This is a genomic window from Sphingomonas sp. CFBP 13720, assembly GCF_014842075.1.
In the GTDB taxonomy this organism is placed as follows: Bacteria; Pseudomonadota; Alphaproteobacteria; order Sphingomonadales; family Sphingomonadaceae; genus Sphingomonas.
The window spans coordinates 75,360-99,537 of the sequence record NZ_JACYVA010000005.1 but is presented as its reverse complement, the minus strand read 5'-3'; the positions used below and the strand labels follow the sequence as shown (position 1 = coordinate 99,537).

The 24,178-nt window shown below is 66.7% G+C and carries 31 protein-coding genes and 1 tRNA gene; 15 read left to right on the top strand and 17 right to left on the bottom strand.

What is annotated here, in order from left to right; all coding sequences use genetic code 11:
• Window positions 1–10: 10 nt before the first annotated feature.
• Window positions 11–451, top strand: a complete 441-nt coding sequence (locus IFT55_RS11890; RefSeq protein WP_192092297.1) for a MarR family winged helix-turn-helix transcriptional regulator — start codon at window positions 11–13, stop codon at window positions 449–451.
• On the opposite strand, the gene IFT55_RS11885 is transcribed toward IFT55_RS11890, so the two are convergent.
• Window positions 432–1,598, bottom strand: a complete 1,167-nt coding sequence (locus IFT55_RS11885) for an MFS transporter (RefSeq protein ID WP_192092295.1) — start codon at window positions 1,596–1,598, stop codon at window positions 432–434. The two genes, IFT55_RS11890 and IFT55_RS11885, sit on opposite strands and share 20 nt — an antisense overlap.
• Window positions 1,599–1,694: 96 nt before the next feature.
• On the opposite strand from IFT55_RS11885, the gene IFT55_RS11880 reads away from it, so the two are divergent.
• Window positions 1,695–2,600, top strand: a complete 906-nt coding sequence (locus IFT55_RS11880; protein ID WP_192092293.1) for a LysR family transcriptional regulator — start codon at window positions 1,695–1,697, stop codon at window positions 2,598–2,600.
• A 15-nt stretch (window positions 2,601–2,615) separates the two neighbouring features.
• On the opposite strand, the gene IFT55_RS11875 is transcribed toward IFT55_RS11880, so the two are convergent.
• On the bottom strand, window positions 2,616–3,530 hold the full coding sequence (locus IFT55_RS11875) for a LysR family transcriptional regulator (RefSeq protein WP_192092291.1): 915 nt from the start codon (window positions 3,528–3,530) through the stop codon (window positions 2,616–2,618).
• A 100-nt stretch (window positions 3,531–3,630) separates the two neighbouring features.
• Between IFT55_RS11875 and IFT55_RS11870 the strand changes: the two genes are divergently transcribed.
• Window positions 3,631–4,827, top strand: a complete 1,197-nt coding sequence (locus IFT55_RS11870) for an acyl-CoA dehydrogenase (protein WP_249403787.1) — start codon at window positions 3,631–3,633, stop codon at window positions 4,825–4,827.
• Complete coding sequence (locus tag IFT55_RS11865) at window positions 4,827–5,948, top strand: CaiB/BaiF CoA transferase family protein (RefSeq protein WP_192092289.1); 1,122 nt, start codon at window positions 4,827–4,829, stop codon at window positions 5,946–5,948. The genes IFT55_RS11870 and IFT55_RS11865 overlap by 1 nt, the downstream gene beginning before the upstream one ends.
• Here the strand turns inward: IFT55_RS11865 and IFT55_RS11860 are convergent.
• The 7 genes from IFT55_RS11860 to aroA form a co-directional block, all read right to left on the bottom strand.
• A complete protein-coding gene (locus IFT55_RS11860; RefSeq protein WP_192092287.1) occupies window positions 5,862–6,647 on the bottom strand; it encodes a ribonuclease T2 in 786 nt (261 codons plus the stop codon). The genes IFT55_RS11865 and IFT55_RS11860 overlap by 87 nt on opposite strands.
• Entirely contained in the window at window positions 6,644–7,075 is a 432-nt protein-coding gene (locus IFT55_RS11855; protein ID WP_192092284.1) for a hypothetical protein, read from the bottom strand. The genes IFT55_RS11860 and IFT55_RS11855 overlap by 4 nt, the downstream gene beginning before the upstream one ends.
• Before the next feature lie 29 nt (window positions 7,076–7,104).
• Window positions 7,105–7,962 (bottom strand): carboxylating nicotinate-nucleotide diphosphorylase, encoded by an 858-nt coding sequence (gene nadC / locus IFT55_RS11850; RefSeq protein ID WP_192092282.1) that lies wholly within the window; start codon window positions 7,960–7,962, stop codon window positions 7,105–7,107.
• 167 nt (window positions 7,963–8,129) lie between these two features.
• Window positions 8,130–8,693, bottom strand: coding sequence for a DUF1993 domain-containing protein (locus tag IFT55_RS11845; protein WP_192092280.1), 564 nt, complete (start codon window positions 8,691–8,693; stop codon window positions 8,130–8,132).
• Window positions 8,694–8,977: 284 nt separating this feature from the next.
• On the bottom strand, window positions 8,978–9,187 hold the full coding sequence (locus IFT55_RS11840) for a hypothetical protein (RefSeq protein WP_192092278.1): 210 nt from the start codon (window positions 9,185–9,187) through the stop codon (window positions 8,978–8,980).
• Between the two features lie 39 nt (window positions 9,188–9,226).
• Window positions 9,227–9,850, bottom strand: coding sequence for a (d)CMP kinase (locus tag IFT55_RS11835; protein WP_192092276.1), 624 nt, complete (start codon window positions 9,848–9,850; stop codon window positions 9,227–9,229).
• A complete protein-coding gene (gene aroA, locus IFT55_RS11830) occupies window positions 9,847–11,178 on the bottom strand; it encodes a 3-phosphoshikimate 1-carboxyvinyltransferase (RefSeq protein WP_192092274.1) in 1,332 nt (443 codons plus the stop codon). The genes IFT55_RS11835 and aroA overlap by 4 nt, the downstream gene beginning before the upstream one ends.
• 102 nt (window positions 11,179–11,280) lie before the next feature.
• On the opposite strand from aroA, the gene IFT55_RS11825 reads away from it, so the two are divergent.
• The 4 genes from IFT55_RS11825 (at window position 11,281) to IFT55_RS11810 (ending at window position 12,936) form a co-directional block, all read left to right on the top strand.
• Window positions 11,281–11,601: a TIGR02300 family protein gene (locus IFT55_RS11825; RefSeq protein ID WP_192092272.1), complete on the top strand. Its 321-nt coding sequence runs from the start codon at window positions 11,281–11,283 to the stop codon at window positions 11,599–11,601.
• Between the two features lie 124 nt (window positions 11,602–11,725).
• A tRNA-Ala gene (locus IFT55_RS11820) sits at window positions 11,726–11,801 on the top strand.
• Between the two features lie 207 nt (window positions 11,802–12,008).
• Window positions 12,009–12,707, top strand: coding sequence for a Crp/Fnr family transcriptional regulator (locus tag IFT55_RS11815; RefSeq protein ID WP_192092271.1), 699 nt, complete (start codon window positions 12,009–12,011; stop codon window positions 12,705–12,707).
• Between the two features lie 76 nt (window positions 12,708–12,783).
• Window positions 12,784–12,936: a hypothetical protein gene (locus tag IFT55_RS11810; RefSeq protein WP_192092269.1), complete on the top strand. Its 153-nt coding sequence runs from the start codon at window positions 12,784–12,786 to the stop codon at window positions 12,934–12,936.
• 28 nt (window positions 12,937–12,964) lie between these two features.
• Here the strand turns inward: IFT55_RS11810 and IFT55_RS11805 are convergent, their stop codons facing one another.
• Entirely contained in the window at window positions 12,965–14,269 is a 1,305-nt protein-coding gene (locus IFT55_RS11805; protein ID WP_192092267.1) for an MFS transporter, read from the bottom strand.
• A gap of 123 nt (window positions 14,270–14,392) precedes the next feature.
• Between IFT55_RS11805 and pgsA the strand changes: the two genes are divergently transcribed.
• The 3 genes from pgsA to IFT55_RS11790 are packed head-to-tail and all read left to right on the top strand — an operon-like array spanning window position 14,393 to window position 15,650.
• A complete protein-coding gene (gene pgsA, locus IFT55_RS11800) occupies window positions 14,393–14,959 on the top strand; it encodes a CDP-diacylglycerol--glycerol-3-phosphate 3-phosphatidyltransferase (protein WP_192092265.1) in 567 nt (188 codons plus the stop codon).
• Window positions 14,959–15,216, top strand: coding sequence for a molybdopterin converting factor subunit 1 (gene moaD / locus IFT55_RS11795; protein ID WP_192092263.1), 258 nt, complete (start codon window positions 14,959–14,961; stop codon window positions 15,214–15,216). The genes pgsA and moaD overlap by 1 nt, the downstream gene beginning before the upstream one ends.
• The gene (locus IFT55_RS11790) at window positions 15,213–15,650 is read left to right on the top strand and encodes a molybdenum cofactor biosynthesis protein MoaE (RefSeq protein ID WP_192092262.1); all 438 of its coding nucleotides are present in this window, start codon (window positions 15,213–15,215) and stop codon (window positions 15,648–15,650) included. The genes moaD and IFT55_RS11790 overlap by 4 nt, the downstream gene beginning before the upstream one ends.
• A 212-nt stretch (window positions 15,651–15,862) precedes the next feature.
• Here the strand turns inward: IFT55_RS11790 and IFT55_RS11785 are convergent, their stop codons facing one another.
• Window positions 15,863–16,564, bottom strand: a complete 702-nt coding sequence (locus tag IFT55_RS11785; RefSeq protein ID WP_192092261.1) for a fasciclin domain-containing protein — start codon at window positions 16,562–16,564, stop codon at window positions 15,863–15,865.
• A 106-nt stretch (window positions 16,565–16,670) separates the two neighbouring features.
• Window positions 16,671–17,573 (bottom strand): hydrogen peroxide-inducible genes activator, encoded by a 903-nt coding sequence (locus IFT55_RS11780; protein ID WP_192092259.1) that lies wholly within the window; start codon window positions 17,571–17,573, stop codon window positions 16,671–16,673.
• Window positions 17,574–17,702: 129 nt separating this feature from the next.
• Between IFT55_RS11780 and IFT55_RS11775 the strand changes: the two genes are divergently transcribed.
• On the top strand, window positions 17,703–18,245 hold the full coding sequence (locus IFT55_RS11775; protein WP_192092257.1) for a peroxiredoxin: 543 nt from the start codon (window positions 17,703–17,705) through the stop codon (window positions 18,243–18,245).
• A 130-nt stretch (window positions 18,246–18,375) separates the two neighbouring features.
• Complete coding sequence (locus IFT55_RS11770) at window positions 18,376–18,897, top strand: carboxymuconolactone decarboxylase family protein (protein ID WP_192092255.1); 522 nt, start codon at window positions 18,376–18,378, stop codon at window positions 18,895–18,897.
• Between the two features lie 206 nt (window positions 18,898–19,103).
• Here IFT55_RS11770 and IFT55_RS11765 read toward each other — a convergent pair whose 3' ends face one another.
• Window positions 19,104–19,865, bottom strand: a complete 762-nt coding sequence (locus IFT55_RS11765) for a sulfite exporter TauE/SafE family protein (protein WP_192092252.1) — start codon at window positions 19,863–19,865, stop codon at window positions 19,104–19,106.
• 147 nt (window positions 19,866–20,012) lie between these two features.
• On the opposite strand from IFT55_RS11765, the gene epsC reads away from it, so the two are divergent.
• Together epsC and IFT55_RS11755 are read left to right on the top strand one after the other, a co-directional pair.
• The gene (gene epsC, locus IFT55_RS11760) at window positions 20,013–20,696 is read left to right on the top strand and encodes a serine O-acetyltransferase EpsC (protein WP_192092250.1); all 684 of its coding nucleotides are present in this window, start codon (window positions 20,013–20,015) and stop codon (window positions 20,694–20,696) included.
• Window positions 20,696–21,037: a DUF2794 domain-containing protein gene (locus tag IFT55_RS11755; RefSeq protein WP_192092248.1), complete on the top strand. Its 342-nt coding sequence runs from the start codon at window positions 20,696–20,698 to the stop codon at window positions 21,035–21,037. Before epsC ends, IFT55_RS11755 begins: the two co-directional genes overlap by 1 nt.
• A gap of 54 nt (window positions 21,038–21,091) precedes the next feature.
• Here the strand turns inward: IFT55_RS11755 and IFT55_RS11750 are convergent, their stop codons facing one another.
• From IFT55_RS11750 to phoU, 4 genes are all read right to left on the bottom strand, one after another.
• The gene (locus IFT55_RS11750) at window positions 21,092–22,114 is read right to left on the bottom strand and encodes a hypothetical protein (protein WP_192092246.1); all 1,023 of its coding nucleotides are present in this window, start codon (window positions 22,112–22,114) and stop codon (window positions 21,092–21,094) included.
• 183 nt (window positions 22,115–22,297) lie between these two features.
• A complete protein-coding gene (locus IFT55_RS11745) occupies window positions 22,298–22,696 on the bottom strand; it encodes a Fe-S oxidoreductase (RefSeq protein ID WP_192092244.1) in 399 nt (132 codons plus the stop codon).
• A gap of 79 nt (window positions 22,697–22,775) precedes the next feature.
• A complete protein-coding gene (gene phoB, locus IFT55_RS11740; protein WP_192092242.1) occupies window positions 22,776–23,468 on the bottom strand; it encodes a phosphate regulon transcriptional regulator PhoB in 693 nt (230 codons plus the stop codon).
• Window positions 23,465–24,166: a phosphate signaling complex protein PhoU gene (phoU, locus tag IFT55_RS11735; protein WP_192092240.1), complete on the bottom strand. Its 702-nt coding sequence runs from the start codon at window positions 24,164–24,166 to the stop codon at window positions 23,465–23,467. Before phoU ends, phoB begins: the two co-directional genes overlap by 4 nt.
• Window positions 24,167–24,178: the final 12 nt, after the last annotated feature.

Here is a 24,178-nt window from a genome sequence, read left to right as displayed (position 1 = left end):
AAGGCGAAACGTGACCGGAACCCCTAAAAGAGATGCCGTCCGCGGTACGGGCGGGGAATCGCTGCTGCTGGCCCGCGCGCGGCAGGCGCGCCGGCTGCGCGCGACGATGGCGGCGGTGATGCCCCCCAGTCTGTTGCTCGATCCGGCATGGGATTTGATGCTGGACCTGCTGATCGCGTTCGAACAGTGCGAAAGTCTGTGTGTGAAGGACGTGGTGTACCTGTCGGGCGAGAACCCGACCAGCGCGCTGCGCCGGCTGGACAAGTTGCAGGCGAGCGGACTGCTGCGCCGGACGGTCGACCCGCACGATCATCGGCGGACGCAGGTCGAACTGACCCCGGCCGGGCGCGACGCGATGGCGCGGATGCTGGACCATCTGTTCGACCTGCACCCGACCGACGACGCGCCCGCCCGGCCCGGCCCCAGGTCGTTCAGGCCGGAAGGGCTGTAGCCACGTCCCGTCGGCGGGTCAGGATCAACAGCATCGCCAGCGCCGCCCCGGCCATCGCCGCCCCGGCCAGCGATACGGCGGGCAGGCCGAACCCCGCCCCGATGACGCCGCCGCCCAGCGCCGCACCGAACGCGTTGCCCAGATTGAACGCGCCGACGTTCATCGCCGATGCCAGATTGGGCGCTTCCGCCGCCGCCTCCATCACGCGCATCTGCAACGGCGGCACGATCGCGAAGCTGGCGATGCCCCATATCAGGATCGCGACGGCGGCGGGGGCCGGCCACTGCATCACGCCGGCAAAGACGACCAGCACGACCGTCAGGACGGCGAAGCTGCCGACCAGCGTCCGGTGGATCGAGCGGTCCGCCAGCCGCCCGCCCAGCGTGTTCCCGATCGTCAGTCCGATGCCGTACAGGATCAGCATCGCGGTCACGAACGCGGTCGATGCGTGCGTTTCCTCGCGCAGGATCGGCACGATATAGGTGAAGACGGTGAACATCGCGCTTGCCCCGACCACGGTCAGCGCCAGCGCCGCCAGTACCGGTCCCCGCGACAGGACACGCAGTTCGTTGCGGATATCGCCGTCCTGTGTGGCCGGGAGCGGCGGCAGCGCCAGCCGCAGCGCAAGCATCGCCACCGCACCGACGACGGCGATGCCGGCAAAGGACGCGCGCCAGCCCAGCGTCGCGCTGGCCCAGGTGGCGAGCGGGACACCGCCGATGGTCGCGATCGTCAGGCCGGCGAACATCGCCGCGATGGCCGCCGCGCGTCGGTCCGGCGCGACCAGACCGGCGGCGACGACCGATCCGACCCCGAAGAACGCGCCGTGGTTGAACGACGTGACGACCCGCGCGGCCATCAGCAGCCAATAGCCGTCGGCCACCGCCGACAGGGCGTTGCCGAGCGTGAAGATACCCATCAGCCCGACCAGCAATGTGCGCCGGTCGACCCGGCCGGTGGCGAGCGTCATCAGCGGTGCGCCGATCAGCACTCCCATCGCATAGGCGCTGACCAGCAGGCCCGCCGCCGGGATCGATACGCCCAGATCGGACGCGATATCGGGCAGCATGCCCATCGGGGCGAATTCGGTCACGCCGATGCCGAAGGCGCCGATGGCGAGCGCGAGGACAGGGAGGTTGAGGCGCATGAGAGGCTTCCCGTTGTTGCAGACGATGACATGATCGTTGGCAACGCCCACGGGTAGGCGCAGAATGGGACCAGCAGTCGTGCGTGGGGATCACAGATGGATGTCGGTGGCCGGTCGGGCGAAATGACGGTGTTCGCCGTGGTGGCCGAACAGGGCAGCCTGTCGGCCGCCGCGCGGACGCTGGGGCTGACCCCATCGGCGGTCAGCCGGATCGTCGCGCGGATCGAGGCGCGGCTGGGGGTGCGGTTGCTGGTGCGGACGACGCGGGCGTTGTCGTTGACGGTCGAGGGCGACGCCTATCTGCGCGCCGCGCGACGCATCCTCACCGACCTTGCGGAGGTGGAGGGCGCGATCGCCGATCAGGCGTCCCCGCGCGGGCGGTTGCGGGTCACCGCGTCGCTGGCGCATGGCCGGTTGTTCGTCTTGCCGTTGCTGGGCGATTTCACCGCGCGCTATCCCGGCATCGTGGTCGATCTGAACCTAAGCGACCGGATCGTCGACGTGCTGCGCGGACAGGCCGATGTCGCGATCCGGTTCGGCCAGCTCGCCGACAGTCCGCTGACCGCGCGCAAGCTGGGCGAAACGGGGCGGGTGGTGGTGGCGTCGCCCGACTATCTGGCGCGTCATGGCGTGCCGCGCGTGCCGGACGATCTGCTGAACCATAATTGCCTCAGCTTCAGTTTCCGTCGTGCGGAGCCGGGATGGCCGTTCCGGCAGGACGGGCGGGACCGCGCGCTGGCCGTCACAGGAACGATCGAGGCGAATAACGGCGAATCGCTGACGCAACTGGCGCGCGCGGGCGTCGGGATCGCCCGCGTCGGACGGTTCGCGGTGGAGGACGATCTGGCCACCGGACGACTGGTGCCGCTGCTGGAGGCGTATAATCCGCAGGATCACGAGCCGCTACACGCGCTGTTCGTCGGCGGGGCGACCATGCCGGCACGGGTGCGGGCGTTCGTCGATTTCCTGGTGGAGCGCATGAACGGGCGCGGCGTGGCCTGAACCGGTGTCGGGGGTTCAGCCGGGCGGCGGCGCGGGGCGGCCGGACGCCATCGCGGCGGCGAGGGCGGCGATGCGGTGCGCGGCGGGGGGTGCGTCGTCATGCCACAACAGCGCGGTCTCGATGCGTTCGGCGAACCCGTCGATCGGCCGGGCGACCAGCGAATCCACCCCCAGCCGCGCGAGCGATGCCGGTGCGAGGACGACGCCGTATCCGGCCGCCGCCATGCTGGCCGCCGTGATGAAGTCACCGGTGTGGACGGTATCGGGCATGCCCGATCCGCCGATCGCCGCCAGCCGTTCGACATTTTCGCGAAAGCCGACGCGTTCGTTGAACTGCGGCAGCAGGAAGGTCTGCGACCCCAGCGCATCGGCGGGCACGGTGTCCAGCGCGGCGAACGGATGATCCCGTCCCAGCAACAACAGCAGCGGTTCGTCATGGACGGTCATCGCCCGGACCCCGGCCGGATAGGCGGGACGCGGACGTACCAGCGCGATGTCGATCCGCCGTTCGGCGATGGCGCGGATCTGTTCGGGCGTCTCGGTCATGCGAGGAACCATGGCGAGCATCGGCATTTCCCGACGGATCGACGTCAGCAGACGTGGCAACACCCCGCTGGCGACGGCCGAAAAGATGTATCCCATCGCGATCCGTCCAGCTTCCCCCCGCGCCGCCGCGCGTCCGACCGTTTCTGCGCGCATCAGCCGGTCCAGCGCCTCGCGCGCTTCGACAAGGAACAGTTCGCCGACATCGGTCAGGCGGACGGGTGCGCGCTTGCGTCGGGTGAACAGTTTCGCGCCGATCCTGTCCTCCAGCCGGGCCAACTGCATCGACGCGGTCGATTGGGCGAGGTTCGCGCGCTCGGCGGCACGGCCAAAATGGCGTTCCTCGGCCAGCAGGACGAACAGGTGCAAGAGTTGAGGGTCGAGCATGCACGGTTTAATCACGCAGGCCGATCAAATGCCATCGTCATGCTCCTTGATCGCGTCCGCCGGAACCGACATGCCGGGGGCATCAAGGATGGAGGACCGGATGGCGGACGCGGCTTCAGGCATGGCACGGTTCGATTGGGCGGACCCGTTCCTGCTCGACGATCAGCTGACCGACGAGGAGCGGATGATCCGCGACACGGCGCGCGCCTATGCGCAGGACCGGCTGGCGCCGCGCATCGTCGATGCGTTCCAGCATGAACATACCGATCCCGAAATCTTCCGCGAGATGGGCGAACTGGGGCTGCTCGGCCCGACGATTCCAGCCGAATATGGCGGCGTCGGTGCAGGATACGTGTCGTACGGTCTTGTCGCGCGCGAAGTCGAGCGCGTCGATTCGGGCTATCGTTCGATGATGAGCGTCCAGTCCAGCCTCGTGATGTATCCGATCAACGCCTATGGATCGGAGGCGCAAAAACAGGCGTTCCTGCCCAAGCTGGCGTCGGGCGAATATATCGGCTGCTTCGGGCTTACCGAACCCGATGCCGGGTCGGACCCCGCCGCGATGACGACGCGCGCACGCCGCGTCGATGGCGGCTACGTGATCTCCGGCGCGAAGACGTGGATCAGCAATTCGCCGATCGCCGACGTGTTCGTCGTATGGGCGAAGTCCGACGAACATGACGGTGCGATTCGCGGCTTCCTGTTGACCAAGGGGTTGAAAGGGCTTGTCGCGCCCAAGATCGACGGCAAGCTGTCGCTGCGCGCGTCGGTCACCGGCATGATCCTGATGGACGAGGTCGAGGTCGGCGACGATGCGCTGTTGCCGCATGTGCAGGGGCTGAAAGGGCCGTTCGGCTGTCTCAATCGCGCGCGCTACGGCATCAGCTGGGGCGTGCTGGGTGCGGCGGAGTTCTGCATGCACGCCGCCCGGCAATATGGACTGGACCGCAAGCAGTTCGGCACGCCTCTGGCCGGGCGGCAACTGTTCCAGAAGAAGCTGGCGGATATGGAAACGGAGATCGCGCTGGGGTTGCAGGCGAGCCTGCGCGTCGGGCGGCTGATGGACGAAGGCCGGTTCGCACCGGAGATGGTCAGCCTGATCAAGCGCAACAATGTCGGCAAGGCGCTGGATATCGCGCGGGCCAGCCGCGACATGCATGGCGGCAACGGCATTTCAGGCGAATATCATGTGATGCGGCACATGATGAACCTCGAAACCGTCAATACATATGAAGGTGCGCACGACGTTCACGCGCTGATCCTCGGGCGTGCCATCACCGGCATCGCCGCGTTCTGATGACCGGGCTGCCGCTTGCCGGGGTGAAGGTGATCGAGCTGGCGCGTATTCTGGCCGGGCCATGGGCGGGGCAGGTGCTGGCGGATCTGGGGGCCGATGTCGTCAAGGTCGAAAGCCCGGCGGGCGACGATACGCGGCATTGGGGACCGCCGTTCATCGACAATGGCGACGGCACGCAGGATGCCGCCTATTTCCACAGCGCCAATCGCGGCAAATCGTCGCGCGTAATCGATTTCGCCACGGCGGAAGGACAGGCGGAGGTCCGCGCGCTGGTCGCCGACGCCGATGTGCTGATCGAGAATTTCAAGGTCGGCGGGCTGGCGCGCTATGGCCTCGATTACGCTTCGCTCCGCGCAATCAATCCCCGGCTGGTCTATTGCTCGATCACCGGGTTCGGGCAGGACGGTCCGTACGCCACGCGCGCCGGATACGACTTCATCGTGCAGGGGATGAGCGGGATCATGAACCTGACCGGCGAACCCGATGGCGCGCCGCAGAAGATCGGCGTTGCCTATGCCGATATCCTGACCGGGCTGTATGCGGTGATCGGCATCCAGGCGGCGCTGCGCGAGCGTGAGACGACCGGGGTCGGCACATGGATCGACATGGCGCTGTTCGACACGATGGTCGGCACGCTGGCCAATCAGGCGATGAATTGCCTGTCGTCCGGTATCGACCCGCGCCGGATGGGGAATGCCCATCCCAATATCGTGCCCTATGCGGTGTTCCCTGCCAGCGACGGCTGGTTCATCCTCGCCACCGGCAATGACGCGCAGTTCCGTCGCGTGTGGGCGTTGCTGGGGCTGGCCGACGATCCGGCGCTCGCCACCAATCGCGGTCGGGTGGCGCAGCGCGAGCGGGTAACCGCGATGATCGAGGACGCGACCCGCCGCTGGCGACGCGACGACATCCTTGCCGCGCTGGAGCGGATCGCAGTTCCCGCCGGCCCGATCAACACCGTCGCGGAGGCGCTGGCCGATCCGCAGATCCGGGCACGCGGCATGGTGATCGATGCGGCGCGTCCGGGCGGCGGTTCAGTCCCCGGCGTGCGCACCCCGATCCGCTTTGCCACGGCCGCCGCCCCGTCCGGCCGTGCCGCGCCCGGGCTGGGAGAGGGCTGATCCGCGCCAGATCTTGACCGGGGTCGACGCTGACACGCCACCCTGATGCGCCGGGCAGCGAGCGTAGCGGCGTTGCCGGTCGAGACAGATCCACACTTCGTCCAGCCAGCCGCGCTTGTCGGTGGTGATCCGCATTCCTTCGGCGGTGATGCCCGGATTGGCACGGGCGATCGCCGCCGCCAATTGTCCGGCGGTCAGTCCGGGACGGCGCGACAGGGCGGCCATGTCGGGAAAGCGCAACCGCTGGAACATGGTGCGCGATTCGTTGAAATAGGCGGCCGGCGTCACGCCCATGCATGTCCCGTGCTTGGCATATTCATGCTGGAGAAGCTGCGCGGACGGCGTGACGCACAGGTTCCGGCGCACTTCCGCTTCGGACAGGATGGGGGCGGGGCGGCAATATTGCGGCCACGCCTTGCCCGTGCCGTCCGGCCACAGTCCGTGAAGCGTAAAGCCGAAGACGTTGTCGCCGCACTGGAACGCCGCGCGCGGATCGTCGCCACGGGTGCGGCAATATCCCGGGCTCCACGTGATCGCCAGCGTATAGCCGCCGATCGGCAGGACGCGGCGCGGCTGCGACGGGGAGGGAAGATCGGCGCGCGGTCGGTCGATCTGACGGGGCGCGGTGCATTGCAGCGCCTGTGCGGACGCCAGCGCGGGCGTCAGCAGCGCGGCGAGAAGAAAGAGGATGCGCTTCATCGGTCGTTACCTTCGCCCATCGGCGCGAACCATGCGACGGCATCGGGCCGGAACAGGTTCACGGTCGCCACGACCTGCAACACCACCGCGACCATCCGCGCGATCCCCGCCGCGTCGGTCAGGACATAGCCGTTCGCGATCGACAGCAGCAGCCCGACGACCGAAATCGCGGTGAAGGCGACGATCACCCATTTGGCGACGGTGACCGCGCGACGGGCGGCCAGATACCACAGCAGCAGCGAGAGCAGCGTGCCGACCGCCAGCATCGCGGCGGCAACGGCCGAAGCCGCACCGCCCAGCGCCGCCGTTTCGGGCTGCGACGCGATCCGCGCGGTCGTTACCGGCCATTCGAGGATGCTGCCGACCAGCCCGATGGCGATGGCGGCAAGGTAGAGCCGGTCGAACCGGACGATCGATGGCGGACGCATGGTTTCCCCCTGATGAAGCCCCGGCCCGATCATGCCCGCGCGGGTGCGGCGGCGTCGAGCGTGAAATCCAGTCCGATGTCGGCGGCGGGTGCCGATTGGGTCAGTCGCCCGACGCTGACATAGGTCACGCCGGTCTCCGCAATCGCGCGGATGGTGTCGAGCCGGACGCCACCCGACGCCTCGGTAGGGACGCGACCGGCGACCAGCGCCACCGCATCGCGCAGCATCGCCGGGGGCATGTTGTCGAGCAGCAGGTGCGTCGCACCGGCGGACAAAGCGGGTTCGATCTGGTCGATGCGATCGACCTCCACGATGATCCGTTCGATCCCCGCCGCCTTGGCGCGGGCGGTCGCCTCCCCCACCGATCCGGCGACGGCGACGTGATTGTCCTTGATCATCGCTGCGTCCCACAGCCCGATGCGATGGTTGGTCGCGCCGCCCATCCGCGTCGCGTATTTCTCGATCCGGCGCAGTCCGGGAATGGTCTTGCGCGTGTCCAGCAGCGTCGCACCGGTCCCCGCGATCGCATCGACATAGGTGGTGGTCAGCGTGGCGATGCCCGACAGGTGCTGCACGGTGTTGAGCGCCGATCGCTCGGCGGTGAGCAGCGCGCGGGCATTGCCGCGCAGCCGCAGCAATTCGGTGCCCGCCGCTACCCGGTCGCCGTCCGCGACCAGCCGGTCGATCAATACGGCGGGGTCGAGATGGCGGAAAAACGCTTCGGCGATGGCGATGCCGGCGACGGTGATCGCGTCGCGGCTGTCCATCACGCCGGTAAACACGGCATCGGCCGGGATCACCGCCTGCGACGTGACGTCGCCGCCGGTGCCCAGATCCTCGGCCAGCGTGGCGGCGACGAAGGCGGGGAGGTCGAATCCGGGAATCATGGGCGACGGGGTCCGAAGCTGACGGTCCGGCGGGCGGTGCGCGGACGGGTTGGGAAGAGACATCGATGTGCCGTTAGCGTACGGCGTTTGGCCAGACATAGGGCGATCGAACGCTGCTGGACAAGGCGCGAACGATGAACCGATGCGGTGCGGCCTGTGCAACTGGATCAGGGGCGGGAAACCGGTTCGGGACGGAGATAGGCGAACATGTGCGGGACATAATCGCCCTTGCCGATCGCAATCCCATTGTTCCGCAGGATCGCATAGGCGGTTACGACATGGAAATAGAATTGCGGTAACGCCCAGTCCCGCGCGAACGCCTGTCCGGTCATGTCGAACGTCATGCCGCCGGGAAGCTCGATCGTGATCGGCAAGGTGGCCCCGGCATCCAGTGCGTCCTCCCCCAGTCCGTCGACATGCGACAGCGCCGCTTCGATCCTGTGTCGCGCATCCGCCAGCGATCCCGGTTCGGCTTCGGCATTGCGTCCTTCGGCTGCGACCGCGAGGACCGAAGCCGGAATTTCGATTCCGCGCAGACGGAACGTCGCTTCCTGCGCCTGATAGGCGGCGAAACGGAGTTGCGCGGCAAGCGGAAACATATCGGGCGCAAGACGCGCGGAAAGCAGGCTTTCGGCACGATCGGGCGCGTCCCGTTCAGCCTTGTCCAGCAATCCGTTCAACGTGCGCAGCATGTTGCGATAGGTCGGAACGAGCAGGGCGGTCAGCGACATAGGTTCCTCACCTTTAAGGGCTAGAGCGATTTTCGACCAATTTGAACCACCGTCATCGCCCTTCGGGCGCCTGCTTCGCAGCGGGGTGCTTTCGATCCGGGCCGGCGTTGCTCGTCGGTCACGATGCTTCAGCATCGCTCCCTCCTCGCGCCTTGCCCCGAACCGAAATCACCGCCGTGACGGTGATCCAACCTGATCGGAAACCACTCTAGCCGGCCGTCTAGACCCGTCCACGTCGAACGGCCAGTTTCAAACCGGCAGCGAAACGATCAGGAGCGCTGCGGCTATTCGTTTCGGATCGAACGAACGCCTGTTCGCGCGACATGGACGACCACCGCGGTCGACAACAGGATCGCCGACACCAGCGCGCCGATCGCCAACAGGCCGCGATCGGTTACCGCCACGTCGGCCGTCAGCCGGGCACGCTTACCGATGCGGATCGCCAGTCGGGCCTGCTGGAGGTCGTGGCGCGGGGCGGGGGTCGTGGTCTTCATACGCGGTCAACGCCGCACGCGCCGGTCCGCTCCGTTGGGTCAGCCGGCACGCTGCCCCTCGACGATCGCGATCGCGCGGTCGATCGCGGCTTCGATCGACAGGAAGCTGGTGTCGAGCGGCGCGGCGTCGGGCGACATGGCGAGCGGCGCGGTAGCTCGGCCCGAATCGCGTTCGTCGCGCGCGCGGATGTCGGCAAGGACGCGGTCGAACGTTACCGTCTCGCCCGAACGCACCAGTTCGAGATGGCGGCGACGGGCGCGGATCGACGGAGTCGCCTTCACGAACAGCTTCGCATCGGCATCGGGCGCGATGACCGTGCCGATATCGCGACCGTCGAGGACCGCGCCACCGGGCTGGGCAGCGAAGCGACGCTGACGGTGGAGCAGCGCGGCGCGGACCAGCGGATGCGCCGACACGATCGATGCGGTCTTGCCGGCATCGTCGGTGCGCAGCCATGGATCGCCCAGCAACGCATCGTCGAAATCGCAGGCGGCGACGCAATCGGCCTCGATCGTCGGGTCCAGCCCCTCCCGCAGTACGGTGGCAGCGACCGCGCGATACAGCAGCCCGGTATCGAGATGCGGCAGGCGGTAATGCCGCGCCAGCGCGCGGGCGATCGTACCCTTGCCCGACGCGGCGGGACCGTCGACCGCGATAATCACAACGGTGCGCCCAGATCGCGCAGCAGCGTGGTGAAGGTGGGAAAGCTGGTCGCGACCGGTGCCATGTCGTCGATCGTGACCGGTGCGCTGCTGACGAGGCCGGCGACGACGAAGCTCATCGCGATCCGGTGATCCAGCTTCGCCGCGATCGTGCCGCCGCCGGGCAGGGGATCGCCGCCGGTGCCGTCGATGATCAGGCCGTCTTCGGTTTCCTGCACCCGCGCGCCGATCATGCGCAGCCCTTCCGCCATGGTGGCGATGCGGTCGCTTTCCTTGACGCGCAGTTCGTCCAGTCCGGTCGTTACCGTCCGCCCCTTCGCCAGCGCGGCGGCGACGAACAGGATGGGAAACTCGTCGATCATCGACGGCGCGATGGCCGGATCGACGGTGATTCCGGTCAGCGTCGACGCGCGTACGACCAGATCGGCGACCGATTCGCCACCGACCTCGCGCGCATTAGCGTACGTTATGTCCGCGCCCATCGCGCGCAGCACGTCGAACAATCCGGCGCGCGTCGGGTTCAGCCCGACATTCGTAACCGTCACCACGCTGCCCGGCACCAGCAGCGCCGCGACGACGGGGAAGGCGGCGGACGATGGATCGCCCGGCACGGTGATCGTCTGCGGCCGCAGTTCCGCCTCGCCATGCAGTTCGATCACGCGGCCGGTCGGAGTCTGCTCGACGGTCAGCGTCGCGCCGAAGCCCTTCAGCATGCGTTCGCTATGGTCGCGGGTCGGGACCGGTTCGACCACGCGGGTGATCCCCGGCGTGTTGAGGCCGGCCAGCAGGATCGCCGACTTCACCTGTGCCGAGGCGACCGGCAGCGTATAGTCGATCGGCACGGCGGGCGCGATCCCTCGCAGCATCAACGGCAGGCGACCGCCGGGGCTGGCGGTGATGTCCGCGCCCATCGCACGCAACGGATCGATGACCCGCCCCATCGGCCGTCCGCTGAGCGAGGCGTCGCCGGTGAAGGTCGCGGTGATCGGATGCGACGAAACCAGCCCCATGAGCAGCCGGGTGGACGTCCCCGAATTGCCCATGTCGAGCGCGCCTGCGGGTTGCAGCAACCCACCCACGCCGACGCCATCGATCGTCCATACCCCGTCGTCGCCGCGCACGATCGTCGCCCCCATCGCGCGCATCGCGGCGGCGGTGGCGAGCACGTCCTCTCCCTCCAACAGGCCGGTGACGCGGCTGGTGCCGACCGCGAGCGCCGACAGCATCAGCGAACGATGGCTGATCGACTTGTCGCCGGGAACGGGGATCGTGCCGGTGAGCGGGCCGCTGGCAGCGAGCGACAGGGGGCGGGGAGGGGAGCCATGCATGGCCGGCGGCTTTGACAGCGCGTGCCCGCTATGGCAAGGCGCGCGCCAATCCGGGGCTTGTCGCTCCGTTTTTCCACAGCACTGAAAGGCTTGGGGCTACACATGGTGAAGCCGGAATGGGGTACGAAGCGTACCTGCCCGAAATGCGCGACGCGCTTCTATGATCTCGGCAATGACGAACCCGTCACCTGCATCAATTGCGGCGTGCACTGGAATCCAGAACCGATCCTGAAGTCGAAGCAGCCGATGCCGTTCGAACAGGTCAAGGCTGTCGAGAAGGAAGGTCCGAAGGACGCCGATCTGGGCGACGATCTGGATATCGAGGGCGACGACGAGCCGTCGGCCGACGACGATGTCGATCTGGGCGGCGACGACGATCTGGGCGTCGACACCACCGATGAGGACAGCGATACCGAGCGGTGACGCTTTTTTCATGGCAGGCGCGTCGATACGCGCTTGCCAAACCGGCGCCCGTTGCATAGAGGGCGCCTTCCCCGCCAGCGGGGAGGCGGACGGATTGCCGATGGCAACCCGACGCAAAAGGTTCGGGGCCGTAGCTCAGCTGGGAGAGCGCTGCAATGGCATTGCAGAGGTCAGGGGTTCGATCCCCCTCGGCTCCACCATTTCCAAAGAACCCCGCAGCGATGCGGGGTTTTTCGTTTTGGGCGACCAAGTCCACGAAGGTCCGCGCGACTACCAAATCGGTTACGGCCGCAATGATATTAAACCAGTATATCGTGGCGTTCCCTAACAAACGCTAGCTGGTTCCCCCTATCATCTTGGGGAACCGGGTTCTGGAACGTCGAACACGACTGCTGGCTTTTTCGGGATTGGCGGATGCCGACCGGACGTCGATCGACTTGTTGCTGGACCAGCGTCAGCGCACGATCGCCGCACGTCGTGACGTCGTGTCCGAGGGGCATTTGCCGCACTGCGTCCATTTCCTGTTAGAAGGATGGGGATGCCGGTATCGCCAGTTGCGCGACGGGCGGCGGCAGATACTGGCGCTGCTGCTGCCGGGCGACATGTTCGACGCCAATGTGCAGGTGCTGGCCGCCATCGACCATTCGATCAGCGCGATTACGCCGATGACGATCGCGGAGGTCGCGCCTGAAACGGTCAGCGACCTGATCCGCACGAATCCGGCGATCGCCCGCGCGATCTGGTGGAACGATCATGTTTGCGTCGCGACGCAGCGCGAATGGACCGCGACGCTGGGCATGCGCACGGCGCGGGAGCGGATCGCCCACTTGTTGTGCGAGGTCTATTTCCGGTTGCGGTTGATGGGTCGCTGCGTCGGGCGGACCTGCGAATTTCCCCTGACGCAGGTCGATGTCGGCGAAGCGACCGGGCTGACCCCGGTCCACGTCAACCGGATGGTCCAGGAGCTTCGTCGCGAACGGTTGATCGAATGGGCGGGACGGACGCTGACGATCCTCGACCTCGACGGGTTATGCGAGGTGGCGCAGTTCGCGCCGGCCTATCTGCATCTCGACCGGACGGTGCCGGCGGACGCGATAGCGGGGTAGGCGGCGTCCCGTAACCGGACTCGGGCGGACAAATCACCGCGCGACGAAATGCCTAACGCGGCGTTAACGTTGCATGATGACGCCGCACGATCAGATCCGCCCGCAAGGCCACCCATTCCGCGCCCGCTTGCCGCGCGCCGTCGCCCTGCCGGCGGAGGAAAGCGAGCTGAAGCTGTTCGCGGTCAGCTTCACCGCGTTCTTCGTCTGCTTCTATACGTTCCTGATCTGACGTCGCGCCGATCGGGGGCGCGACCGGACTAGGCGGGGCAGCCATCGTCGCAGGCGCGGTGGAGTCGCCATGCCAGCCACGCCGATCCAAGGCACAGCGCCGCCACGATCAGCAGCATGTCGGTCGGCCCGACACCGGCACGGGTCAGCAGGATGACCCCGACCGCCCCGAACGACATCGCGGCGCAATTGACCACGTTGTTCGCCGCGACGGTGCGCGCGGTCTGGTCCTTCGTCACGGTCGTCGTGAGGAAGGCGTAGAGCGGAACCACGAACATGCCGCCGAAGATGGCGATCGCCCCCAGCGTCAGCAGGACGAACAGCGATTGCGGATGCGTCACGAAATCCACCGCGCCGTACAGTTTGCCGGGGGGTGCGGGCGTCCACGCCTTTGCCTCCAGCGCGAAGGCGACGAGGCATACCGCCATCGCGATCACCGATCCGGGCGAATAGCGCGCCGATATCCGGCTTTTCAGCAATGCGTTGATGATGAGCGACCCGATCGCCACGCCGATCGAGAAGATCGCGATGGTGAGCGAGGCGACACGTTCGTCGGCGGTCAGCACGTTCTTGACCAGCACGGGAAAGGTGACGATCAGCACCGACCCGATCATCCAGAAGAAGCTGATCGCGAGGATGGCGAGGAACAGCCGGCGGATGTGCATCGTCGCCGACACGAGGTGCCATGACGCGGTGAACGGGTTGTAGTTGATCTTGAGTTCGGGGCCGACGCGTGGCGCGGCCGGGACCATCCGCCCGGTGAACCAGCCGAGAATCGCGACGACGACGACCAGCGCGGCGGCGGTTTCGACCGAGATATAGCCCGCGACGATCGTGCCGGTCAGGATCGACAGATAGGTCGCGGCCTCGACCAGCCCGGTGCCGCCCAGCACTTCATGATCCTTCAGATGCTGGGGCAGGATCGCGTATTTGATCGGGCCGAAAAAGGTCGAATGGCAGCCGAGCATGGCAACCGCGCTCAACATCATCACCAGCCCGACCGTCGAATGCCCCGACCGCGCGACCAGCATGCCCGCCGCGCCATAGATCATGATCCCGATCTCGATCGTCTTGACGATGCGGATGATCTTCGCCTTGTCGTGATTGTCCGCCAGTTGCCCCGACAGCGCGGACAGCAGCACGAACGGCACGATCGACAGGCCGGTGGCCAGCGCGTTGAAATTCTGTTCGCCCGCCGGGTCGCTGAACAACTGGTAGGTGGCGAACAGCACCATCGCGGTCTTGAACAGATTGTCGTTGAACGCGCCCAGGAACTGGGTGGCGAACAACGGCAGGAAACGGCGCTGACCCAGCAACCCCAGCGCATTGTCCATTCGATATCCGGTCCGTCCCATGTCCCCCGAAGGGTGTTGGCGGCGGTGTAGCCGAGGCGTCATGCCCGCTTCAATCGCCGAATGGCCTTTCTCCCGTCACACAGGCGGTGCTAAGTGGTTCGGGTGTTGACGCTTCCCAATATATTGACGCTGTCGCGTATCTTCGCGGTTCCGCTGCTGGTCGCCCTGTTGTGGTGGCCGATGTGGCATGCGGGCTATGCGCTGGCCTTCGCGCTGTACTGCCTGATGGGCATCACCGATTATTTCGACGGCTATCTCGCGCGCGCGCAGGGGACGGTGTCGAAACTGGGCGTGTTCCTCGATCCGATCGCCGACAAGATCATGGTGGCGGCGGTGATCCTGATGCTGGTCGGTACGCGGCACGACGTGGCGATCATCACCGGCATCCACCTGATCGCCGCGCTGACCATCCTGCTGCGCGAGATCGCGGTATCGGGGCTGCGCGAGTTTCTGGCGGGCATTCAGGTGTCGTTGCCGGTGTCGAAACTGGCGAAGTGGAAGACGACGCTGCAACTCGTGGCGTTCGGCGCGCTGATCCTTGCCGGTGCGATGCCGGCCTATCCGTTCGTGCATGTCACCGGACTGGTGTGCCTGTGGGGGGCGGCGGCGCTGACCGCGATCACCGGATGGGACTATCTGCGGATCGGCCTGCGGCACATGGACAGCTGATGCGAATCGATCTGCTCTATTTCGCATGGGTGCGCGAAGCGATCGGGACGGGGGCCGAGACGGTCGAAGTGCCCGACGACGTCACCACGGTCGCGACGCTGATCGACTGGCTGGTGACGCGCAGCGACGGGCATGCGTCCGCGCTGCGCGACAGGGCGCGGTTGCGCGCCGCCGTCGATCAGGTGTTCGTCGATCACGACGCGTCGATCGTCGGCGCGCGCGAAGTGGCAATCTTTCCCCCGGTGACCGGCGGATGATTCGCGTCGTCGTCCAGTCGGAACCGATCGACATCGCCGCCGAACACGCTGCTGCCGAACAGGCCGATGCGGGGGCGGTGGCCAGCTTTACCGGTCTGGTACGCGGCGACGACGGGGTGACCGAACTGGCGCTGGAGCATTATCCGGGAGCGACCGAGCGTGCGCTGACCAAATTATGCGAACAGGCGGTAGCGCGTTGGTCGTTGGCGGGGGCAACGGTGGTTCACCGGGTCGGCCCGATGGTGCCCGGCGACCGGGTGGTGTTCGTGGCGACGACCGCGCGGCATCGCGGCGCGGCGCTGGAAGCCTGCGCGTTCCTGATCGACCGGTTGAAGACCGGCGCGCCGTTCTGGAAACGCGAGCAGCGTGGCGCGGCGGCGACATGGGTCGAGGCGCGCGACAGCGATGCGGCAGCGGCGGAGCGCTGGCGCTAGCGCGTGCCGATTTAAGGAGTGCGCATTCCTCGCAAGTGCCGTCGAACTTGTCGAAATAGCGTGAGAACTGCCACGCTGCTTCGATACGCGCCTTCGACTTCGCTCAGTCGCTACTCAGTACGAACGAATGTTCCATGCCATAACGGCCGATACGCGCGATAGCGGCGCGGAGGCGGAATGGGGGGGACGGACCGTGGCCCGTCCCCGACCGGTCAGCCCAGCTTCGGGGCGAGTACGCCGTTCACAACGTGCACTACGCCGTTCGACTGCTGCACATCATACTGCGTGACATAGCTCTTGCCGCCGCCGACGTCGGTCAGCACCAGCGCGCCGTTTTCAACCGTGGCGGTGAGCGGCTGGCCCTCGACAGTGGTCAGCGTCGCCTTGCCCCCGCCCGACTGGACCTGCGCCTGCAACGCGGCCGCATCGAACTTGCCCGCCACGACGTGATAGGTCAGCAGCTTGGTCAGCGATGCCTTCTGCTCGGGCTTCAGCAGCGCGTCGAGCGTGCCGGGCGCGAGACGGCCGAACGCTTCGTCGGTGGGGGCGAAGACGGTGAACGGTCCCGGGCCGGACAGCGTTTCGGCGAGGCCGGCGGCCTGCACCGCCTTGACCAGCGTGGTCAGGTTGTTCGCCTTCGACGCATTGGCCACGATCGTCGCGGTCGGCAGCATCGGTGCCCCGCCGACGGTCACGGGCGCTGCGTTGGTGGCGGGGGCGGCGGGCTGCGCGGTCGTGCCGGGCTGGGCGGGCGCGCCCGGCTGGGCAGGGGCGCCGGGCTGTGCGGGCGTACCGGGCTGTGCAGGCTGGGCCGTCGGCGTGGTCGGCGGCGGCGCGGTGGGTGCGGTCTGGGCAGAGGCGGTGCCTGCCAGCGCAATGGCAAGGGCGGCGGCGGAAATGGTGGCGCGAATCATCGGGATCTCCGGTGGTTGCGGTGGAACATCGTCCGATGCGTGATCGCATCGACCCGGGGAATACGGTTCGCCTACCGAAACGGTTCCCGGAAAGCGCGGCGACTGGTCAGGCTTGGTCCGCCGACAGTATCTCGGCCAACAGCCGGAAGTCGCGTTCGCGCGGCGATGCGCGCCGCCATACCAGCGCGATGCGCCGCGACGCATTCGGCGATTCGATCGCGCGTGCGGTAACGCGGGTATTGTCCAGGATACCCGCTGCGATCGCCATTTGCGGCAACATGGTGGTGCCAAGGCCGTTGTCGATCATCTGGACGATCGTGTGCAGCGACGTTCCCATCATCGTCGCCTGTCCGCGCGCTTCGGGCTGTTCGCAGGCCCGCAGCGCGTGATCCTTCAGGCAATGACCGTCCTCCAGCAACAGCAGCCGGTGGGGATCGATATCGTCGGCGAACATCGGACCGCCCGACGCCCCCGCGTCATTGTCGGGCACGGCGAGGAACAGGCGATCGTCGAACAGCGGTGCGGTTTCTACTTCGCCGCAATGATAGGGCAGCGCCAGCAGCACGCAATCGGTGCGGCCATGGTTCAGCCCTTCGCACGCCGCCGCGCTGGGTTCCTCGCGCAGGTAGAGCTTCAGATCGGGATAGTCGCGGCGCAATCGCGGCAGCAGGCGGGGCAGCAGGAACGGCGCGATCGTCGGGATGACGCTCATCCGCATGTCGCCCGACAGCGGTCGCCCGGCCGCGCGCGCCATGTCGGTCAGTTCCTCCGCCTCGCGCAATACCCGGCGCGCCTTTGCCACCATCGCGTCGCCCAGCGGAGTGAAGCGCACCACGCGGCGGGTACGTTCGACAAGGACCACGCCGATCAGCGTTTCCAGTTCGCGGATGCCCGCCGACAGCGTGGACTGGGTAACGAACGTCGCTTCCGCCGCCCGGCCGAAATGCCCGGAATCATGCAAGGCGACCAGATATTGAAGCTGTTTCAGCGTCGGCAGATAGGTGGACATGCCGGCCTATTTATCGACTGCGTCGATCGATCCCAAGGGTATTTCCGATTTGAACGGTCCGAACCGTACCCTATAGCGCATTGCAGCAATTCATGGTGCTGCGACGCACCGCAACGAAAGGGCTTCCCTATGCTGACCGTCGGCGACAAGCTTCCCGAATTCACCGTTCCCGTCCAGCAGGGCATTGCTGCACTGCCCGCCGGCGAGACGCTGAGCCACGACGCGTTCCCCGGCAAGTGGAAGGTGCTGTTCTACTGGCCGAAGGATTTCACCTTCGTCTGCCCGACCGAGATTGTCGGTTACAGCGAACTGAAGGGCGATTTCGAGGATCGCGACGCCGTGCTGATCGGTGCATCGACCGACACCGCGCACGTCCACCTCGCATGGCGCAAGTCGGACCCCGATCTGGCCGCTGCCGATTTCCCGTGGATCGCCGACAATGGCGCGGTGCTGGCCGGTGCACTCGGCATTCTCGACAAGAACGAGCATGTCGCGTTCCGCGCAACCTTCATCATCGATCCCGACAACGTGATCCAGGCGGTGCAGGTCAACGGGCTGAACGTCGGCCGCAATCCGCAGGAAACGCTGCGTGTGCTCGACGCGCTCCAGACCGACGAACTGTGCCCGTGCAACTGGAACAAGGGCGACGACGTCCTGCAGGTCGCGGCCTGATCTTACGGGGGCGGGCCGTACGCCTGCCCCCCTTTTTCTGCGTCACCCCAGCGAAGGCCGGGGTCTCTCCGTCACCGGGAGACCCGGGCTTGCGCTGGGGTGACGTGTATCTGCCATTTGGAGAATGATGATGTCGCTCAAGGATTTCGCCGGGCAACTGCCCGACTATGCCAAGGATATCCGGCTGAACGTCGGGTCGCTGCTGAACGAAACCGTGCTCGATCCGCAGAAGAAGTTCGGGACGATGCTCGCCTGCGCGCATGCGACCGGGCACAAGCCGCTGGTCGACGCGGCCGAAGCCGAAGTGGCCGACAAGCTGTCACCCGAAGCCGCCAATGCGGCGCGTGCGGCGGCGGCGGTGATGGCGATGAACAACGTCTATTACCGGTTCGTCCACCTCGCGAAGAACAAGGAATATGGCAATCTGCCCGCCAAGCTGCGGATGAACGTCATCGCGGCCCCTGGCATCGACAAGGTCGATTTCGAGCTATTCAGCTTGGCGGTGTCGGCGATGAACGGCTGCGGCATGTGCATCGACGCGCATGAGGATGTGCTGAAGAAGCACGGCGTGAAGGCCGAAGTCATTCAGGGCGCGGTACGGATCGGCGCGGTGATGCAGGCGGTCGGGACGATCCACGCCGCCGTTGCGTAAACGGTAGCAGAAGATGTTTCACGCGAAGGCGCGAAGGCGCGAAGGCCCGGAGAGATGGTGGCTTCCCGCCGTCTCGCGACAGCGAAACCTTCGCACTCGATTGCGACGGGGTGAGTCCGGGATCGCTACGCGATCGATTACCCGGAACGAGCCTCTCCGCGCCTTCGCGCCTTCGCGTGAAACCTCTATTCTTCTACCGACCGGCCTTACGACAGGGCGCGGTACACGCTGTACAGGCTGGTGATCGTCAGCACCGTGCCGACGAGCACCAGCAGCGTCCTTGCCGGGATATATTTCGCGAACATCGCGCCGAACGGTGCGGCGACCACGCCGCCGATGAGCAGTCCGGCAACGGCGGTGGTGAAGGCGCTCAATCCCAGATGGATCAGGAACGTCGCAGAGATGCTGACGGTCAGGAAGAATTCGACTGCGTTGACCGTGCCGATCGTGGTGCGCGGCGTGGCCCCCTGTACCAGCAGGTTGGACGTCACGACCGGCCCCCAGCCGCCGCCGCCCGCCGCGTCGAGGAAGCCGCCGATCAGCCCCAGCGGTGCGATCACCTTCGGCTCCTTCGGCGTCGGCGGATGGCGCAGCCCGCGCCACAGCAGGTAGACGCCGATCGCCGCCAGATAAGTCATGACGAACGGCCGGGTGACCGATGCGTCGAGCGTGGAAAGCAGATACGCGCCGGTCACGCCGCCGATGACGCCCGGCACCAGCAATCGCCAGAACAGCTTCCAGTTGACGTTGCGATGCAACGCGTGGCTCAACCCCGACACGCCGGTGGTGAAACATTCCACCAGATGGACGCTGGCGGATGCCGTGGCGGGGGGGACGCCGATCACGCTGACCAGCAGCGTCGATGAGATAACGCCGAACGCCATGCCGAGCGCGCCGTCGACGATCTGGGCCGCGAACCCGGCGGCGATGAACTCCGACAGTCGCACCCAGTCGATGTTTTCGAACATTCCGGTCCCTTCACTGCACGTCGCGGTCCCCCTGATGACGGCAAAGCAAAATGCCTACAAGATACATAGGGTTTGTTACGCTGACAGCATGGCTTGGCGATACGGCCCTGCCTGCCTACATATGGCGGCAGTTCAAGGGGATTGCGGATGCTCGCACGCGTGGTGCGCTATGTGGATTCGATCAAGGCGCGCGACCCCGCGCCACGGTCGCGCATGGAAATCCTGACTTATCCGGGGGTGTGGGCGCTGGCGTATCATCGCGTCGCCCACCGGCTGTTCCGCGCGCGCTGGTATTTCGCGGCGCGGGTGGTCAATCACTGGTCGCGGTTCCTGACGTCGATCGATATCCATCCGGGTGCCACGATCGGGCATAATTTCTTCATCGACCACGGCTTTACCGTGATCGGCGAGACTGCCGAGATCGGCGACGACGTCACCATCTATCAAAACGTCACGCTGGGCGGGACCAGTCCCGACAACGGCGTCGCGGGCAAACGGCACCCGACGATCAGCGATGGCGCGATCATCGGATCGGGCGCGCAGGTGCTGGGACCGATCGTAATCGGCCCGCGCGCGCGGGTCGGTGCAAATGCGGTGGTGACGAAAAGCGTGCCCGAAGCGACGACGGTCGTCGGTATCCCGGCACGTCCGACGGTGGTCGAGGGCGGACAGGGCGGCGATCCACGGTTCGTGCCGTACGGAACGCCTTGCCGCGACACGTTCGATCCGCAGACCCAACGGATCGAATTGCTCCGTTGCGAGCTGGAAACGCTGCGTCGGCGGCTGGACGAGGTGCTGGCCGAACAGCAGGACCAGCGCGACCGCGCCTGATGGGCACCGTCACCCCCTTTCCGATGCCGCAGACGCCCGGACAGGTCGGGTTCGATCGCGCCGAACTGACCCGCATCCTCGATCTATACGGGCGGATGGTCGCTGCGGGACATTGGCGCGACTATGCGATGGACATGGGCAAGGACGCGGCGGTGTTCAGCGCGTTTCGCCGCGCGACCGAGCGCCCCGAATTCCGCATCGAGAAACGCCCGGCGCTGCGCAACCGGCAGGGCATGTGGGCGCTGATCGGCGAGGCTGGGGCGGTGGTGAAGCGCGGGCAGGAACTGGGGCCGGTCCTGGCACCGGTCGAACGCCGGTTGATGAAGCTGGTCGAGGAATAGGAAACGGCCCCGGTTTCCCGGGGCCGCATCGTCCATCCATCCTTGTAACGCGGTTCAGGCGAGCGCCACCGGAGGCAGACGGTGGCCGAAGCCACCCAATGCACCGACCACCCGCCGCCGCATCGGCTGCCAGAATACCGACAGCGTCAGCAGCGCCGATCCGATGACGAACGCGGTAAAGGCGGCGGACAGCTCGACCGCCCCGGCCTGTTCGAACAGCGCGTAGAGTGCGTAGAGGACGTAGGCGAGACTGGACACCAGCAGCGCGCGGCGATCGACCGCCAGCGCGACGATGCCGAAGCCGATGTACAGCGCGATCACCACCGCCGCCATCGGCAGCGTGACGTTGGGGCCGAACACGCCCAGCAACTGGAACAGCGAATGCGCGATCAACGGCGCGGCTACGAGGTGCAGCCAGAAGGCGACGTCACTGCGCCGGGTCCGCCGGTCGCGATCGGACATGTCCCAACGCATCGCGACGAGGAACACGCCGAGACCGCCGAGCAGCGTGATCGGATAGACGCGATCCTCCAGCCCCGGAAAGGCGGCCAGCGCCAGACCTGCGACCGTCGCGACCAGCGCGAGCGCGCCCGCCGCAACCGTGATCGGCACCATGAACCGCTTCCAGTGCGCCCATGCCGCACCCGCCGCGACCAGTCCGATCCCGGCACCGATCACGGCGTTGACCCGGTCGGAGAAGTCGGGATCGAGTTCGACCATCACGCCGACCAACGTGGCTGCAACCCCACCGACGAAGGCGAGCAGCAGCAGGATGCTCGGCAGTGCCATCCGGCGACGCGCGGTGAAATATTCGGCAAGGAACCATGCCGCCCCCGCGACGCCCAGCCCCCCGAGCGGCGCGGTGATCGATCCGCCGATCCACGCCAGCGACACCAGCAGCAGTGCCAGCGCGACCGACACGAAGATGTCGTTGAACCCGGTCAGCAGCCGAAAAGACTCTTCGTCGACGACCGGCGTCGCACGCTGGCGGGCGACGTGGTTGCGCAGCGCTTCGGCGGCATCGGGCGACAATATCCCTGCCTCCACAGCACCGCTCAGATCGGTTTCACTATACATGCCCGTACCTCCTGTATTGGTGGAGTATGACACCAGTGTGTTGGATGGGCAATACGGTAATTACCGGCGTACCGGAGGGGGCCGCGTACTGCACCGACGGGCGGGGCGACGGGATGCGGACAACGAAAAAGCGCCCCGCCGTCGCCGGCGGAACGCTTTCTCTAAAGCCCGAAATTGGTCGGCTTACTTGCCGCCGGGGTTCCGGCATCCGTCACGCACGGTGCGCGAACAAACCGGATAGCTTTCCTTCGGCGCCGGTGCGGGCGTTGTCATCGGCGGCGCGTACTGCACGCCGGTCGCGCCGGGAGCGCCCGTCATCGGCGGGGGCGGCGGGGGCGGCGTCATCGTGTCGGCGGGCGGGGCACCCGGTGCCGGCGGCGGTGGTGCCATCGGATCGGCCGGGGGCGTACCAGGTGCCGGCGGGGCCATGCCGTCGGTCGGCGGCGGCGGCGGTGCGTCCGGTCCCATCGGTGCGCCGGGCTGCATTGTCTGGCCGGGGGCGGTGGGTGCCATCGGCGGGGTAGTCTGTGCGATTGCGGCGGTGCCGAGCAGCATCGCGGCCATGAAAGCGACGGTCTTCATCGGAATTCTCCTTATGACGTAGTTCGTTCAGGCTGCGCACCTAACGAACCAGTTCGGGATCGTATCCGTTGCGCCGTCGTCAGCCCGCCGCGTCCAGAGCATAGCCCGCCGACCGTACCGTGCGGATGATATCGGGCCGGTCGCCGATATTGATCGCCTTGCGCAGGCGGCGGATGTGCACGTCCACGGTACGCGATTCGATATCCGAATCATGCCCCCACACCGCGTCGAGCAGCCGTTCGCGCGAGAACACCCAGCCGGGATGTTCGAGGAAATGCTTGAGCAACCGAAACTCGGTCGGACCGAGCGGTACGACGTCGCCGCCGCGCCGGACCCGGTGGCCGACCGTGTCCATTTCGATATCGGCATAGGTCAGCGCCTCGCCCGCCAGCGCCGGACGGACGCGACGCAGCACCGCGTTGACGCGCGCGACCAGTTCGCGCGGCGAGAACGGCTTGGTCACATAATCGTCGGCACCGGTTTCGAGACCGCGGACCCGGTCCTCTTCCTCACCGCGCGCGGTCAGCATGATGATCGGCACGTTCTGCGTCTCGGCCTGCCGCCGCAACTGCCGGCATACCTCGATTCCCGACAGCCCTTCGACCATCCAGTCGAGCAGGACGATATCGGGCGTCGCCTCGCGCGCCAGCAGCAACGCTTCCTCGCCCTCGTGCGTGCGGACGACTTCGAAATCCTCGCGCTGGAAATGGAAGGCGATCAGTTCGGCCAGCGCCGCATCGTCTTCGAGAAGCAGCATCCGTGCCTTGCTCATCCCGCTACTCCCAGCGTTTCACGCTCTGCCAGCGTCTGTCCGGTCGCCGCGAAATAGACCATTTCGGCGACGTTGGTCGCATGATCGCCGATGCGTTCGAGGTTCTTGGCGACGAACAACAGATGCGCGACCTGGCTAATCGTCTTCGGATTTTCGACCATATAGGTCACCAGCACCCGGAAGATGCTGTTGTAATAATCGTCCAGCGCATTGTCGCGCTTGCAGATCTCGACCGCCGCCTGCGCATCGCGCGCCGAAAACGCGTCGAGCACGTCGTGGACCATGTCGGCGGCCAACTGCGCCATGGCAGGCAGGATCGACAATGGTTCGATGCGCGGATCGTGCGTGTCGCCGTGGATCGATGCGACGCGCTTGGCAATGTTCTTGGCATAATCGCCGATACGTTCGAGCACCGCCGCGATCTTCAGCGCCGCGACCACTTCGCGCAGGTCGTCGGCCATCGGCGCGCGCAGTGCGATCACGCGGACGACTAGCTTCTCGACCTCCGCCTCGATCGCGTCGATCGCCTTGTCCTTGGCGCGGACTTCCTTCGCCAGGGCGGGGTCGTTGCGGGCGAGCGCGGTCATCGCGTCGCTAATCGCCTGTTCCGCCAGCCCGCCCATCTGCGAGATGAGCGCGCGGAGGTGGCCGATGTCGCGATCGAACGCCTTGACCGTATGGTCGTTGCCGGTTGCCATGTCGTTCAACTC

Excerpts from the sequence above, each read along its gene's own strand:
- IFT55_RS11810 (WP_192092269.1), top strand. The coding sequence starts at position 12,784 with ATGACGCCGCACGATCAGATCCGCCCGCAAGGCCACCCATTCCGCGCC.
- IFT55_RS11885 (WP_192092295.1), bottom strand. The coding sequence starts at position 1,598 with ATGCGCCTCAACCTCCCTGTCCTCGCGCTCGCCATCGGCGCCTTCGGC.
- IFT55_RS11770 (WP_192092255.1), top strand. The coding sequence starts at position 18,376 with ATGTCGCTCAAGGATTTCGCCGGGCAACTGCCCGACTATGCCAAGGAT.
- epsC (WP_192092250.1), top strand. The coding sequence starts at position 20,013 with ATGCTCGCACGCGTGGTGCGCTATGTGGATTCGATCAAGGCGCGCGAC.
- IFT55_RS11765 (WP_192092252.1), bottom strand. The coding sequence starts at position 19,865 with ATGTTCGAAAACATCGACTGGGTGCGACTGTCGGAGTTCATCGCCGCC.
- IFT55_RS11825 (WP_192092272.1), top strand. The coding sequence starts at position 11,281 with ATGGTGAAGCCGGAATGGGGTACGAAGCGTACCTGCCCGAAATGCGCG.
- IFT55_RS11785 (WP_192092261.1), bottom strand. The coding sequence starts at position 16,564 with ATGATTCGCGCCACCATTTCCGCCGCCGCCCTTGCCATTGCGCTGGCA.
- IFT55_RS11845 (WP_192092280.1), bottom strand. The coding sequence starts at position 8,693 with ATGTCGCTGACCGCCCTGCTCGTTCCGACCTATCGCAACATGCTGCGC.
- IFT55_RS11865 (WP_192092289.1), top strand. The coding sequence starts at position 4,827 with ATGACCGGGCTGCCGCTTGCCGGGGTGAAGGTGATCGAGCTGGCGCGT.
- IFT55_RS11745 (WP_192092244.1), bottom strand. The coding sequence starts at position 22,696 with ATGAAGACCGTCGCTTTCATGGCCGCGATGCTGCTCGGCACCGCCGCA.
- nadC (WP_192092282.1), bottom strand. The coding sequence starts at position 7,962 with ATGATTCCCGGATTCGACCTCCCCGCCTTCGTCGCCGCCACGCTGGCC.
- IFT55_RS11855 (WP_192092284.1), bottom strand. The coding sequence starts at position 7,075 with ATGCGTCCGCCATCGATCGTCCGGTTCGACCGGCTCTACCTTGCCGCC.
- IFT55_RS11780 (WP_192092259.1), bottom strand. The coding sequence starts at position 17,573 with ATGTCCACCTATCTGCCGACGCTGAAACAGCTTCAATATCTGGTCGCC.
- IFT55_RS11750 (WP_192092246.1), bottom strand. The coding sequence starts at position 22,114 with ATGTATAGTGAAACCGATCTGAGCGGTGCTGTGGAGGCAGGGATATTG.
- IFT55_RS11805 (WP_192092267.1), bottom strand. The coding sequence starts at position 14,269 with ATGGACAATGCGCTGGGGTTGCTGGGTCAGCGCCGTTTCCTGCCGTTG.
- phoB (WP_192092242.1), bottom strand. The coding sequence starts at position 23,468 with ATGAGCAAGGCACGGATGCTGCTTCTCGAAGACGATGCGGCGCTGGCC.
- phoU (WP_192092240.1), bottom strand. The coding sequence starts at position 24,166 with ATGGCAACCGGCAACGACCATACGGTCAAGGCGTTCGATCGCGACATC.
- IFT55_RS11870 (WP_249403787.1), top strand. The coding sequence starts at position 3,631 with ATGGCGGACGCGGCTTCAGGCATGGCACGGTTCGATTGGGCGGACCCG.
- aroA (WP_192092274.1), bottom strand. The coding sequence starts at position 11,178 with ATGCATGGCTCCCCTCCCCGCCCCCTGTCGCTCGCTGCCAGCGGCCCG.
- IFT55_RS11860 (WP_192092287.1), bottom strand. The coding sequence starts at position 6,647 with ATGAAGCGCATCCTCTTTCTTCTCGCCGCGCTGCTGACGCCCGCGCTG.
- moaD (WP_192092263.1), top strand. The coding sequence starts at position 14,959 with ATGCGAATCGATCTGCTCTATTTCGCATGGGTGCGCGAAGCGATCGGG.
- IFT55_RS11880 (WP_192092293.1), top strand. The coding sequence starts at position 1,695 with ATGGATGTCGGTGGCCGGTCGGGCGAAATGACGGTGTTCGCCGTGGTG.
- IFT55_RS11875 (WP_192092291.1), bottom strand. The coding sequence starts at position 3,530 with ATGCTCGACCCTCAACTCTTGCACCTGTTCGTCCTGCTGGCCGAGGAA.
- IFT55_RS11790 (WP_192092262.1), top strand. The coding sequence starts at position 15,213 with ATGATTCGCGTCGTCGTCCAGTCGGAACCGATCGACATCGCCGCCGAA.
- IFT55_RS11755 (WP_192092248.1), top strand. The coding sequence starts at position 20,696 with ATGGGCACCGTCACCCCCTTTCCGATGCCGCAGACGCCCGGACAGGTC.
- IFT55_RS11840 (WP_192092278.1), bottom strand. The coding sequence starts at position 9,187 with ATGAAGACCACGACCCCCGCCCCGCGCCACGACCTCCAGCAGGCCCGA.
- IFT55_RS11775 (WP_192092257.1), top strand. The coding sequence starts at position 17,703 with ATGCTGACCGTCGGCGACAAGCTTCCCGAATTCACCGTTCCCGTCCAG.